Annotated in this window: 12 protein-coding genes; 3 read left to right on the top strand and 9 right to left on the bottom strand. The window is 53.1% G+C overall.

Features of this window, described 5'->3' with window-relative positions:
* Positions 1-58: 58 nt before the first annotated feature.
* The 9 genes from B152_RS0115980 to B152_RS0116020 all read right to left on the bottom strand — a co-directional run bounded on the left by B152_RS0115980 (position 59) and on the right by B152_RS0116020 (position 9767).
* Positions 59-2233: a malate synthase G gene (locus B152_RS0115980; protein WP_020593438.1), complete on the bottom strand. Its 2175-nt coding sequence runs from the start codon at positions 2231-2233 to the stop codon at positions 59-61.
* Between the two features lie 120 nt (positions 2234-2353).
* Positions 2354-2857 (bottom strand): ureidoglycolate lyase, encoded by a 504-nt coding sequence (locus tag B152_RS0115985; RefSeq protein WP_026261631.1) that lies wholly within the window; start codon positions 2855-2857, stop codon positions 2354-2356.
* A 2-nt stretch (positions 2858-2859) separates the two neighbouring features.
* Positions 2860-3783, bottom strand: coding sequence for an allantoinase PuuE (puuE, locus tag B152_RS0115990; RefSeq protein WP_020593440.1), 924 nt, complete (start codon positions 3781-3783; stop codon positions 2860-2862).
* Positions 3780-4295: a 2-oxo-4-hydroxy-4-carboxy-5-ureidoimidazoline decarboxylase gene (gene uraD / locus B152_RS0115995; RefSeq protein ID WP_033406677.1), complete on the bottom strand. Its 516-nt coding sequence runs from the start codon at positions 4293-4295 to the stop codon at positions 3780-3782. The genes puuE and uraD overlap by 4 nt, the downstream gene beginning before the upstream one ends.
* A 30-nt stretch (positions 4296-4325) precedes the next feature.
* On the bottom strand, positions 4326-5504 hold the full coding sequence (locus B152_RS0116000) for a urate hydroxylase PuuD (RefSeq protein WP_020593442.1): 1179 nt from the start codon (positions 5502-5504) through the stop codon (positions 4326-4328).
* Positions 5505-5591: 87 nt separating this feature from the next.
* Entirely contained in the window at positions 5592-6944 is a 1353-nt protein-coding gene (locus B152_RS0116005) for an 8-oxoguanine deaminase (protein WP_020593443.1), read from the bottom strand.
* A 24-nt stretch (positions 6945-6968) separates the two neighbouring features.
* On the bottom strand, positions 6969-8291 hold the full coding sequence (locus tag B152_RS0116010) for a uracil-xanthine permease family protein (RefSeq protein ID WP_020593444.1): 1323 nt from the start codon (positions 8289-8291) through the stop codon (positions 6969-6971).
* Positions 8292-8387: 96 nt separating this feature from the next.
* Positions 8388-8735, bottom strand: coding sequence for a hydroxyisourate hydrolase (gene uraH / locus B152_RS0116015; protein ID WP_020593445.1), 348 nt, complete (start codon positions 8733-8735; stop codon positions 8388-8390).
* A 102-nt stretch (positions 8736-8837) separates the two neighbouring features.
* Complete coding sequence (locus B152_RS0116020) at positions 8838-9767, bottom strand: LysR family transcriptional regulator (protein WP_020593446.1); 930 nt, start codon at positions 9765-9767, stop codon at positions 8838-8840.
* A 176-nt stretch (positions 9768-9943) separates the two neighbouring features.
* Here B152_RS0116020 and B152_RS0116025 point away from each other — a divergent pair, with 176 nt between their 5' ends.
* The 3 genes from B152_RS0116025 to xdhA all read left to right on the top strand — a co-directional run bounded on the left by B152_RS0116025 (position 9944) and on the right by xdhA (position 12859).
* A complete protein-coding gene (locus B152_RS0116025; RefSeq protein WP_020593447.1) occupies positions 9944-10864 on the top strand; it encodes a LysR family transcriptional regulator in 921 nt (306 codons plus the stop codon).
* Between the two features lie 137 nt (positions 10865-11001).
* Positions 11002-11355 carry a hydroxyisourate hydrolase gene (uraH, locus tag B152_RS0116030; protein ID WP_020593448.1) on the top strand — a complete coding sequence of 118 codons (354 nt, stop codon included), beginning with the start codon at positions 11002-11004 and terminating at the stop codon, positions 11353-11355.
* Between the two features lies 1 nt (position 11356).
* On the top strand, positions 11357-12859 hold the full coding sequence (gene xdhA, locus B152_RS0116035; RefSeq protein ID WP_020593449.1) for a xanthine dehydrogenase small subunit: 1503 nt from the start codon (positions 11357-11359) through the stop codon (positions 12857-12859).
* The last annotated feature ends 2 nt before the right edge of the window (positions 12860-12861 follow it).

Here is a 12861-nt window from a genome sequence, read left to right on the forward strand (position 1 = left end):
ATCTGGAATATGAAAAAAGCTTCAGACGGTTTTGATACTGTCTGAAGCTTTTTGCTTTCTAGGAATTTTGTTTCAGTTCCAACCGCCTGGCATGCAGGATCGGCTCAGTATAGCCGGAGGGCTGTTCTCTGCCTTTGAAAATCAGATCACAGGCGGCCTGAAAGGCGATGTTATTTTCAAAATCAACTGCCATGGGTCGATAGTCTGGATCATCTTCATTTTGCTGATCCACCACCTCTGCCATACGCCCCAACGTTGCCCGAACCTGCTCTTCTGTACAGATCCCGTGATAGAGCCAGTTGGCGATATGCTGACTGGAAATCCGCAAGGTGGCGCGGTCTTCCATCAGGCCGACGTTATTGATATCCGGCACCTTGGAACAGCCAACACCCTGATCAATCCAGCGCACAACATAGCCCAGCAGTCCCTGAACGTTGTTGTCCAGCTCCCGCTGAATTTCATCCGGTGACCAGTTGGTGTTTTCAGCGACCGGTACCGAGATCAGATCATCCAGTGACGCCCGGCACTGCCCGGCAAGTTCGCACTGTCGATCCTGAACCAGTACCCGGTGATAGTGCGTGGCATGCAGGGTCGCGGCGGTTGGTGAAGGCACCCAGGCTGTGGATGCTCCAGCTTTGGGATGACCAATCTTCTGATCCAGCATATCCGCCATCAGATCCGGCATGGCCCACATGCCCTTGCCGATCTGGGCTTTGCCCCTGAGACCACAGGCCAGGCCCGTATCGACATTCCAGTCTTCATAGGCCTTGATCCAGCGGGTGTTTTTCATCTCCGCCTTGGTGACCATCGGCCCGGCTTCCATGGCGCTGTGAATTTCATCTCCGGTACGATCAAGGAAACCGGTGTTGATGAAAAACACCCGGTTTTTTGCTGCCCGGATGGCTTCTTTCAAATTCAGCGTGGTCCGACGCTCCTCGTCCATAATGCCGATTTTCAACGTATGGCGTTCCAGCCCAAGAATATCCTCGACCCGGCTGAAAATCCTGTCGGCAAAAGCGACTTCTTCCGGGCCGTGCATTTTCGGCTTCACGATATAGACCGATCCGCTGCGACTGTTGCGTAGCCCCTTGTCTTTTTTCAAATCGTGCAGGGCGATCGTGGCTGTAACCAGACCATCCATCAGGCCTTCAGGAACCTCCCGCTTCTCCGAGCCAACCAAAATGGCCGGGTTGGTCATCAAATGACCGACATTACGCACCAGCATCAGGCTGCGCCCCTGCAGGTCAAACGCCGTCCCTTCGGGCGAGGTATAGGAGCGATCCGGATCAAGGCTGCGGGTAATGGTCTTTTCTCTCTTGGCGAAGCTGACAGAAAGATTGCCCTTCATCAGCCCAAGCCAGTTGCGATAGACCTCGACCTTTTCTTCGGCATCAACCGCGGCAACGGAATCCTCGCAATCCATAATGGTTGAAAGCGCAGATTCCAGAATAACATCCAGTACCCCTGCCGGATCATTGCGGCCAATACCTTTGCTGCGATCCACAACAATCTCAAAATGCAGGTTATGGTGCCGGAGTAAAAGACTATAGGCCCCTTTCGGATCACCGCTATAGCCCAGAAACTCTGTTCCTGTTGCCAACCCGGTTCGGGTTCCGTCTTCAAGGGTTATCTGTAATTTGCCATCACGAATGTTATAACAGACAGCGTCCCTGTGTGATCCCCGTTCCAGCTTCGCCGCCTGATCCAGAAAGGACCGGGCCCAGGCTATGACCTTTTCCCCGCGCTTTGGATTAAACGAACTGCCCTTTTCAGCCCCCGCGGTTTCCGCAATCGCATCGGTTCCATAGAGCGCATCATAGAGACTGCCCCAACGGGCATTGGCCGCATTGAGAGCATAACGTGCATTGCGCACAGGCACGACCAGCTGTGGTCCGGCGACCGTTGTGATTTCGCTGTCGACCTTGCTGGTCTCTATGAAAAAGTCAGCGCTCACAGGTACGATGTACCCGATTTCCTCAAGGAAGCTTTTATAGGTTTTGTGATCTGTAATCGGGCCGGGATGGCTCCTGTGCCAGTGATCCAGCTTCTGCTGCAACTGATCCCTTTTTTCCAGAAGCGCCCTGTTCTCTGGCATCAGTTCGATCAACATTTTCTCGAAACCTTGCCAGAAGTCAGCAGGTTTGATGCCAGTACCGGGCAGCGCTTCTTCAATCAGGAAATCATGCAGAATTTTTTTAATATGGAGCGCGCCGATCTTAATCCGATCAGTCATTGATAAACTTTCTTTCGTCTGGGTCTTGTTATCGGGCTTTTTGGCAGCCCTTTTTATCGTATTTTATGAATATGTTCTTTTATCAATACAGCAAAAGACAGGCTTTACGGTAGGGGTAATTTACGGGATTTGCACAACCGTTGTTTGATCCGTAAACCAGCGTTCTTCGAGATTGTTACCCTCCCCCTTGCGATCAACGATCAAAAACTCCTGTGTCGGAGCCAGAACCAGCAGGGGATGGTGCCAGATATTCCGGGCATACTGGACACCCTGCTGACCTGATGCATAAAAAGCCCGACAGTTTTCTGCCGTCGGGCTCTCTCCCTGTGCAACGACAATCAACCAGGGATCCGGGCGCATGGGAATGAAGGCCTGGCTGCCCAGCGGGTGGCGCTCCAGCATCGAAATTGTTATGGGCAGGGCGCGCGGTGTTCCCCTGAAAATCGACAGGATAACCTCGGCCCCGTCTCCCGTAACATCAACTTGTGCCAGATCGTGAAATCGTCGCGTGGTGCCCTCATTGATCAGATAACTTTTTTCATAGTCCGTCTCGATCACCTGCCCGAAGGGCGCGAAGGCCTCAACCGTGAGCGGCACAGGACGAAGAACAAAGGGGTCCGGCATGGTCATGCTCCCTCATAGGGGTGCTGTTTGATCCAATGCTGAGCGATATCAATCCGCCGCGCATACCAGACCCTGTCGTATGACTGGATATAGTCGACAAATTTTTTCAATCCGGCGAAGCGGCCGGGGCGGCCAATCAGACGACAGTGCAGGCCGATAGACATCATCTTCGGGGCCTCATCGCCCTCTGCATAAAGGATGTCAAAGGCATCCTTCAGATAGTGGAAAAAATGATCCCCGGTATTAAAGCCCTGTGCCGTGGCGAAACGCATATCATTGGTATCAAGCGTGTAGGGCACCACCAAATGCGGACGGTCAACCAGCTGCGACCAGAAGGGCAAATCATCGGAATAGTCATCCGCATCATAGACAAAGCCCCCCTCTTCAGCGACCAGCTGGCGGGTATTCTCTGATGTACGCCCGGTGTACCAGCCCAGCGGTCTCTCACCGGTGATCTTTTTCTGAATCTCGATCGCGCGGATCATATGCTCGCGCTCCTGCTCCCTGGACATACCGTGGTAATTGATCCAGCGATAACCATGTGAGCAGATCTCGTGCCCGTCTTTCAGGGCAGCTTCGATCACTGCCGGATGGCGTTCCATCGCCATGGCCACAGCAAAAAGCGTGATCGGGATCTGCCGTTCGCGGAACAGCTTGAGGATGCGCCAGACACCAGCCCGGGAACCATACTCATAGATTGATTCCATCGACATGTGCCGGGCCTTGTCAAAAGCTGCCGCGCCAATGATTTCGGACAGGAACACTTCCGAGGCCGGATCCCCGTGCAGTACGCAGTTTTCGCCGCCCTCTTCATAGTTCAGGACAAACTGGACCGCCACACGGGCGCCTTCAGGCCAGTTCGCCTTTGCGGGCTGCGGACCGTAACCAACCAAATCCCGAGGATAATCCTTTTCTACTTCACTCATTGAACCCGGTCCTCAAGTCGAAAGCGGATAATGCGGGCAATCTGTTCCAGAGCGGTGCGGAACTCTTCTGCTGTGCCGTTTTCCAGTCTGGCTTCAAAAGCATCCATGATCATAAATTTGGTCGCGCCCTTGACGGCAAAGATAAAAGGAAAGCCGAACTTCTCGCGATAGCGGTCATTTGAAGCTGTAAAGCGTTCGAATTCCTCAGCTGTCAACTGGTCCAGACCAACTCCGGCCTGTTCTTTTTTTGAATCTTCGGTCAACTCACCCGCCAGTGCCGCCTTGCCTGCCAGATCAGGATGCGCCCTGATCAGCGCCAGCTGGGCATCAGGTTCTGCCGCAAACATCACCTGGGCAAAAGCCCCGATCATGGCATCCCGGCTGGCAAAGGGACGTTCTTTTCCCGCCAGTTCGGCGACCCAGGGGGAATGTTCGGCAATATCGCCGAATGCCCCGGCAAAATCAGGAGCATCCATAGCATTCACTGCCTCAAGAGAATAACACTTACTCATTCAACTGTTTCTCCGCTTCTGCACATCGGGTTACTGCTGGGCAATCCAGGCACCAAGAGTTGTCCGTTCAGCATCTGTCATCCCCGTTTCATTGCCAAGAGGCATCGCATCAGAATCAACCGCCTGTGCCTTAACCCGGTCCAGATAACGCGTGAGGTCTTCGATGGTTTCAAGATGAATGTCCTGAGGTGCTTCATCAAAGACCTCGCTGGTTGGTGTCACAGCATGACAGCTGGCGCAATGCGTTTGAAGCACCTCAAGGACAGCCGTGTCTGTCACTTTGTCGCTGCCGTAATTCCGCGTTTGCGGTGCTGTAAGAATAATAGCAGCAAGCAAACCCAAAGCCGCAACCGGAAGTGTCCAGGCGTACTGTTTAAAGACATCCCCGGCTTCATGACGGTTGAGCAGGTGGCGGGCAGAACCACCGATAACAATAATCAGCGCAACCAGAAGCCAGCTGTGCGGATGCCCGGTCAACATGGGATAGTGATTGCTTACCATCATCAACAGAACCGGCAGGGTCAGATAGTTGTTATGCACCGAGCGCTGTTTGCCGATCTTGCCATACTTGGCATCAGGCTCTTCCCCGCGCATCAGTGCAGCCGCAACCTTTTTCTGGTTGGGGATAATAATGCCAAAAACGTTTACCGCCATCATGGTGCCGACAAAAGCACCAACATGGATCAGGGCCCCGCGTCCGGAAAACACCTGAGAGAACAGCCAACTCGCACCAACAATGAGGATAAAGACACAAAGCGCCAGAACAGCAGTGTTTTTCCCCAGCGGCGAACGGCAGATCCCGTCATAAATCAGCCAGCCACCAACAAGGCTTGCAACCGAAATAGCAATCGCCTGCCAAGGTTCCAGCACCATAACGCTCGGATCAATCAGATAGCTGCTGGCGTTGTAATAATACTGAACCACCAGAAGGGCAAAACCGGTAACCCAGGTCAGATAGGCTTCCCATTTGAACCAGACCAGATCATCCGGCAGTTTCTTGGGGGCGACCAGATACTTTTCAACATTGTAAAATCCCCCGCCATGCACCTGCCAGGAAGATCCGAAGACGTCCTTGTCCAGCCCCTCGCGCTTGCGCAGGGACAGATCAAGGCCAATGAAATAGAAGGAGGTACCAATCCAGCCCACACCTGCAATAAGATGAGCCCAGCGGAAAATCAAGTTAAGCCAGTCTACCGCAAATGATTCCATGTTACGTCATCCTTCCTGATGCATCTTGCCACCCTCGGGTGGTTCTTTGTCTTTTATCTGTTCGTCTTGTCTGCCTCTGAAAGACAGCTATTGTGCCTTGTTCGCCAGATCGATGGCGATGTTCCGGTGCCGCTGCAGCAGCGGCTGCAGATCCAGACGGGTAATCCGACCTTCACTGACCAGCAGTTCTCCGCCCACGGCGGTATAGTTTGCCTTGACCGGATGGCAGAGTAGCAAACCAGCAACGGGGTCCAGTTCAGCCCCGGAATGATAGAGTTCATCGAGCTTGAAAGCGGCAAAATCCGCCTGATAGCCCGGAGCCAATATGCCGATATCACTCCGATTAAGAACCTTTGCCCCGCCCAGTGTCGCAATTTCGATGGCTTCCCGAACCTTCAGTCCCCGCGCGCCATGTTTGACCCGCTGCAACAGCATCGACTGACGGGCTTCAGCCAGAAGGTGGCTGGAATCATTCGATGCAGATCCGTCTACCCCCAGTCCAACCTTGACCCCGGCATCATACATTTCCCGCACTGGCGCAATGCCCGACCCCAGTCGCATATTGGAACAAGGGCAATGGGCTACCCCGGTTCCGGTACGGGCAAACAGCGAAATTTCATCGGGGTTCAATTGAACACAATGGGCATGCCAGACATCATTGCCAACCCACCCCAACTCTTCAGCATAATCGCCCGGACGCAGACCAAATTTTTCCTGACTGTAGAGGATATCCTCGACGTTTTCGGCCAGATGTGTGTGCAATCCCACGCCATATGAACGTGCGAGCAAGGCTGATTCCCGCATCAGATCCCGGGAGACAGAAAAAGGCGAACAGGGCGCCAGGGCAATCCGGATCCGCGATCCATCAGAAGCATCATGATAGCTTTCAATCAACCGCTGGCTGTCTTTCAAAATCGCTTCTTCATTTTCCACCAGACTGTCTGGTGGAAGGCCACCATCACTTTCGCCAATCGACATGGAACCCCGGGTCGCGTGGAACCGGATACCCATCTCCATCGCCCCCTCAATGGAATCATCCAGTCGGCTGCCATTTGGGAACAGGTAGAGATGATCGCTGGTGGTGGTACAGCCCGACAATAACAACTCGGCGATACCGACCTGGGCAGAGACCTTGATTGCTTCTGGTGTCAGATGCGACCAGACGGGATAGAGCGACTGCAACCAGGGAAACAGCGGCTCATCCTGGGCAAAGGTCCGGGTCAGCGTCTGGTAGAGATGGTGATGCGTATTCACCAGACCGGGAAGAACGATATGGCCACTCAGATCCAGGACTGTATCAGCATCCTGCGGCAGATCATCTGAACTACCCACAGCCTTGATGACGCCATCCACAGCATAAAGAGCACCCTCTTTCAGCTCTCGCCTGTCCTGATCCATCGTTACCAGGACACGGGCGTTTTTGATCAACAGCGTTTTCATATCGTTCTTCAGCTCTTTTACTTTCTAGAGATCAGCTTCTCTTGGAAGGATCAGGTTAAGCAGAATTGCGAGAAAGGCAGAGGGAGCCAGACCCGAGGTTAAAAGTATCTTGGCCGTTGCTGGTAAAGTTGCCACGGCTTCCGGCACAGACTTGAGCCCAAGACCAATCCCCAGAGACACAGCAATAATCACCAGATCCCGACGTGACAGTTTGGTCATGGCCAGAAGCTTCATGCCTGCCCCGGCAATCATGCCGAACATAATGATGGCCGCCCCGCCCAGAACCGCGTTTGGCATGACAGAGATAACCGCGCCCAGTTTGGGAAACAGACCCGCAATAATCAGGAACACAGCACCACAGGTTACCACATGTCGGCTCATCACACCTGTAAGTGCAACCAGCCCGACGTTTTGGCTATAGGAAGTATTCGGCATCGCCCCGAAAAGCGCTCCCAGTGCTGTCCCCAGACCATCAGCCATGGTTCCGCCTGAAATCTCGCGATCGGTGGCTTCGCGACCCGCGCCGCCTGTGGTAATTCCCGAAATATCCCCGACAGTCTCGATCGCGCTGACCACAGACATCAGCAACATCCCGATAACTGCTGCCGTGTTGATCTCGAAGCCATAGGAAAAGAGCGAAGGCAGGGCAAACCAGCCCGCAGAAGCAACCCGTCCGAAATCCACCATTCCCATGGGAATAGCAACCAGATAACCGACAATCAATCCAATCAGAATAGCCGAAGCAGAGAGAAATCCCTTGGTCAGGAACTTGACCGCCAGCGTGACCACCATCACCAGTATAGCCAGAGAGATATGGTGCAGAGCCCCAAAATCCTCAACCTTGCCTGCTCCACCAGCCGCATACTGTATACCCACCGGGATCAGGGCCAAACCGATGGACAGAACCACAATCCCTGTCACCAGCGGCGGTAGTATCCCACGCAAACGTCCGATAAAGGTCCCAAGAATAAAATGGAACACCCCGCCGATGGCAGCAGAAGCAAAAAGGGCTCCCATCCCCGCCGTTTTAACAATCGGGATCATGATCGGAATAAAAGCGAAACTGGTTCCCTGCACAATCGGCAGACGGGCGCCAACCGGACCAATGCCGATTGTCTGTAACAAGGTCGCAATACCCGCAACGAACATGGCTGTCTGGATCAGGAAGATCTTGTCGCCCCCTGACAGACCGGCTACCCCCGCGATAATAATGGGAACGGTGACGTTCCCGGCAAACATCGCCAGAACGTGCTGTATCCCCAGCGGAATAGCTTCTTTCATTGGCGGGCAATAGTTTGGGTCTCTCAGCTGCTCGGCAGTTGCTGCCGATTTTGCTATCTCAGTCATACTCTGTTTTCTCCCCGTTCATTTATCACACCGGGTTTTTCCGGTTTTCTTCTATGGCAGGCCTTTCTAGACCGTTTTAGGAAACTGACCGATAGATCAGCTCCCCCGGTAGGTAGAATAGCCAAAGGGCGAGAGAAGCAGGGGAACATGATAATGCTGTTCGGCATCTGAAATACCGAACCGAATGGTTATCAGGTCAAGAAAAGCAGGATCACTGAGCACAGTGCCGCCTTCTCTCAGATAATCACCAGCATGAAAATGAAGTTCATAGACCCCGGGAACAAAACTGCCCTGGTCCAGAAGGGGGCCGTCCGCCCGTCCGTCTTCATTTGTAATAATTTCCCGCAAGGGGGCTGTTTCTCCGACACGAAACAGTTCTATTTTCAGACCGGATGCGGCTATTCCCCTAGCCGTATCCAGTACATGCGTCGTCAGACACCCCATAAGCCTCATCCTGCCTTTTATTATTTTTATGTGAGGCAGTATGTCGCAGTCAGATTGATCACAAAAGAAGTGATTTTAGATCACCATGATGCCAAATAGAGATCAATTGTTCGCCAAATATGCTGTAAGGGCCTTGTTTGCATGGCTGGCAAAGGTTGAGGGAGCCAGAGAGAGCTCGTGAGTGTCATTCGTCAAAACCACCAGCCTGTCCCTTGGAATATCAGCATCTGACAGGTTTACATAGGCTAGAAGCCCGGCTTGTCGCTCCTGCTCGATGCCCAGAATTGTTTGGAAGGTCACATGGTGTCCCTTGCGTGCCAGATTGCGCATAAACCGCAGGGAATTGGCCTTGATAAAAGCCGCCGGTTTGCATTTTAACCGCGTCAGAGGCACTTCCAGAATCCGCGCAAGCGAGAGATTTCCGGCCGGAAGAGCCAGCGGATAGTCAAGACAGTCGGCAAAGGAACAGCTTTTTGAGCGGGTCAGTGGGTGATCAGGTGCAACGACAGCCCCTACTTTCAGCTCCCAGCTTGCAATTTCCTTGAGCGCTTCATGGTCTGGCGGGTTAAAGGTAAAACCGATATGCGCCTTTGCCGTCGAAATCAGGCGGGCCACCTTGAGTGAGCTGGTAATGGTCACCTCAAGCGTAATTCCAGGATAAAGCTTCTGAAAACTGTGGGTAAGCTGGGGCAAGATCGCATCGGCAACAGATTCTACCGAGGCCACCCGTACCACCCCTTGCTTTAGGCCACGCAGATCACCAATCTGTTCCGACAATACATCAAAATCCGTCAGAACCGAACGGGCGTGACGCAACAACAACTCACCTGCCTCTGACAGGCGAAGCCGACGCCCCACCCGCTCAAAGAACTGCAGTCCAAATTCTTCTTCAAGACCCAAGATTTGGCGGTTTACTGCCGAAGAAGCAATATTCAGTTGGCGGGCCGCCTCGCGAATGGATCCATATTCTGCAACGGCTACAAAGTATCGCAAAGCCGGAGAATAAAGAGTATGCGCGCGTTCGATTTTCATAGGGGAGACACCTCAGAAAACGTCGCCCGACTTATTCATTAAAACAGAGGGGCTTGAAAAGAGTACCTTTTCTTATAGCCTAAGATGCGAAAGCCTCAAGCAGAAGACCCGATAAAAAATCATGGCAAAAAACTGAGCCAGATTATGACGCCATCAGAACGAACAGGAACCCGTTTATGCGCATAGACGATGCCTTTGTCTCAACGGCTTTCCGCTACTTCGCCGCCACGGCTGAAGCCGGTTCCATCCGGGCGGCATCACGAGAGCTGAATATTGCCTCTTCGGCAGTAAACCGCCAAATTTTGATGTTGGAAGAAGCTTTGGGAATGCCGCTGTTTGAACGCACGGGGCGAGCAATGCTGCTCACCGAAGCTGGTACTGTTCTGCTCAAACAAACCAAGACTACTCTACGTGACTATGAAGATGCCCTGGGTATCATCAATGAACTGCGCGGCCTGCAGCGTGGTCGGGTCAGAATCGCCACCGCAGAATCCGTCTCGGTCAGCCTTCTCCCGGAAATTTTGGCTGATTTCTCCGAAAGGTATCCCTCGATAGAAATCTTTCTCACCGTCACTGTGGCCGATGCCGTGACCGAAATGGTGCGCTCCCGCGAAGCCGACCTTGGTTTTACCTATAATCCTTCCGCCCTGGACGGCCTTGATGTCGCCTATGAAGAAAGCCTGGAAGTCGGCGCGATTGTTTCACCCGACCACCCCTTGATCAAACAGGACAAAGTTACATTACGCGATTGTATCGCACATCCTTACGCCTATCCGGCACGCGGGCTGAGCCTTCGCCTGGCTCTGGATGCCACAATGTCTGATCTGCCCAGCCCCAGAAAACCTGTGCTTGAAGCCAATTCTCTGCGGGTTATGGCGGCCATGGCACGGGAAGGACGCTGCATTGCCTTTCAGACCCGTGTCGGCATTGAACAGCACCTCAAGGCAGGAACACTGGTTTTTCTCCCTCTGTCTGACACCAACTTGCCGAGGGATCGCCTGATGTTGGTCAGACAATCCACCCGTGCGCCTTCACCCGCAACCCAGATTTTTGAAAAACATGTGGTTGAACACCTGAAGACTCATCCACTTAATTGATGCTTTTTTTAGACCTCTGATATCTAAACTTTGTTCTTTTTAGAGCCATAGATGCCTGTCATACTATTTTCAAAATAAACAATTAGGACTGTCTTCGTTCACAGGAGAACAGTCCTGTCTAGGGGAGTACTGGTCGCATGGGGCGACTTACAACACATGTCCTGAATACCGCCAAAGGTGTCCCTGCCAAAGGCTTGGCCATTGAACTCTGGCGGGTAAAGGACGGCAGCTTCTCATTGATAAAGTCTGTCATCACCAACGATGATGGACGGGTTGATGGCCCCTTGCTCGAAAACAGCCAGCTTGAACGCGGGCAATATGAGTTGCGCTTTATGGCTGGCGATTATCTTCGTGCTGAAAGCAAGGCCCTGCCGGATCCACTTTTTCTGGATATTATTCCCATTCGTTTCGGGATTGCGGATACCACCTCCCACTATCATGTGCCTCTGTTGATTTCGCCTTATGGCTATTCGACCTACCGCGGGAGTTAAGATGACAATGCGTCAGAGCATCAGGTTTGTCAGAGACGGAAAAGCGGTTGAACTGACGGACATCGGACCGAATGATACCCTGCTTGATTATCTGCGACTGACAGAGGAATCCCGCGGCACCAAAGAAGGCTGTGCCGAAGGGGACTGTGGCGCCTGTAGCGTTGCTGTTGGCGCGATCAATAAAAACGGTCAGCTGGAATATCAGGCAGTGAACAGCTGTATCCAGCTGCTCGGCATGCTTGACGGCAAGGAAATCATAACCGTTGATGACCTGTCTCGCGGACAGGAGGCTCTGCATCCCGTACAAGACGCCATGGTACGTCATCACGGCTCACAATGCGGCTTTTGTACCCCCGGCATCGTCATGTCGCTCTTTACCCTCTATCACAAGGGGATTAAGGCTGATCGGCAGGCAATCAACAACCAGCTCGCAGGTAACCTCTGTCGCTGTACCGGATACCGGCCAATCATTGATGCTGCCCTTGAAAGCTGTAACGGTTCGCTTGATGATCGTTTTGTTCAGGCCTATGCAGCAACAACCGAGACTTTGAACAAACTTGATGACGGACAAGATGTTTTTCTTGGTACTCCCGAACGGTTTTTTGCCGCCCCGGCCTCGATAGCCTCTCTGGCCAAACTCTACAGTCAGCATCCCGATGCCATTGTTGTTGCAGGTGCAACCGATGTCGGCCTCTGGATAACCAAGCAGCTGCGGGACCTGCCCAAAATCATTCACCTTGGCCGGGTAGAAGGCCTCGACAGGGTCGAAGATAACGGGGCTGAACTTCTCATTGGCGCTGGCGCAACCTATGCCCAGGCAGAGGATGCACTTGCAACAATTGATCCGGATATTGCCGAGGTCGTCCGGCGCATCGGCTCCAGCCAGGTGCGTGCTTCAGGCACCATCGGGGGCAACATCGCCAACGGCTCTCCCATTGGCGACAGTCCGCCCCTCCTGATCGCACTTGATGCCAGACTTGGCCTTGAAAAAGCGGACAGCAAACGGGAAATCAGACTGGAAGACTTCTTCATCGACTACGGCAAACAGGATCGCCAACCGGGTGAGTTTGTCAGCTATGTTAAAGTCCCCAAACTTGCCAAGAACCAGTTTCTGCGCAGTTACAAAATTTCCAAACGGTTTGATCAGGATATCTCGGCGCTGCTGGCCGCCTTTCGCCTGACAGTTGAGCACAACAGAATAACCGAAGCTCGCATCGCGTTCGGGGGTATGGCTGCCACACCCAAGCGGGCGGCTAAAACCGAAAAAATTCTGGTTGGACTGGATCTTGCCGATCAAAGCGGCTGGACCAAAGCAGCCGAAACTCTGGAACAGGATTACCAGCCCATTTCAGACATGCGGGCGAGCAAGGAGTACCGGAATGATGTCGCCAAAGGGCTCTTGCTCAAGGCTCTTCATGAAATATCTCACGCCGTTTCAGACACAGCCAGCCCAGAAACCCGGGTAATCGGACAGAGAAATAACAGTTTGAGAGAGGCGGTTTAAGC

It is taken from the genome of Kiloniella laminariae DSM 19542, assembly GCF_000374005.1.
Lineage (GTDB): Bacteria > Pseudomonadota > Alphaproteobacteria > Kiloniellales > Kiloniellaceae > Kiloniella > Kiloniella laminariae.

Coding starts and splice junctions, on each gene's coding strand:
- B152_RS0115980 (WP_020593438.1), bottom strand. CDS start 2,233: ATGACTGATCGGATTAAGATCGGCGCGCTCCATATTAAAAAAATTCTG.
- B152_RS0115985 (WP_026261631.1), bottom strand. CDS start 2,857: ATGCCGGACCCCTTTGTTCTTCGTCCTGTGCCGCTCACGGTTGAGGCC.
- puuE (WP_020593440.1), bottom strand. CDS start 3,783: ATGAGTGAAGTAGAAAAGGATTATCCTCGGGATTTGGTTGGTTACGGT.
- uraD (WP_033406677.1), bottom strand. CDS start 4,295: ATGAGTAAGTGTTATTCTCTTGAGGCAGTGAATGCTATGGATGCTCCT.
- B152_RS0116000 (WP_020593442.1), bottom strand. CDS start 5,504: ATGGAATCATTTGCGGTAGACTGGCTTAACTTGATTTTCCGCTGGGCT.
- B152_RS0116005 (WP_020593443.1), bottom strand. CDS start 6,944: ATGAAAACGCTGTTGATCAAAAACGCCCGTGTCCTGGTAACGATGGAT.
- B152_RS0116010 (WP_020593444.1), bottom strand. CDS start 8,291: ATGACTGAGATAGCAAAATCGGCAGCAACTGCCGAGCAGCTGAGAGAC.
- uraH (WP_020593445.1), bottom strand. CDS start 8,735: ATGGGGTGTCTGACGACGCATGTACTGGATACGGCTAGGGGAATAGCC.
- B152_RS0116020 (WP_020593446.1), bottom strand. CDS start 9,767: ATGAAAATCGAACGCGCGCATACTCTTTATTCTCCGGCTTTGCGATAC.
- B152_RS0116025 (WP_020593447.1), top strand. CDS start 9,944: ATGCGCATAGACGATGCCTTTGTCTCAACGGCTTTCCGCTACTTCGCC.
- uraH (WP_020593448.1), top strand. CDS start 11,002: ATGGGGCGACTTACAACACATGTCCTGAATACCGCCAAAGGTGTCCCT.
- xdhA (WP_020593449.1), top strand. CDS start 11,357: ATGACAATGCGTCAGAGCATCAGGTTTGTCAGAGACGGAAAAGCGGTT.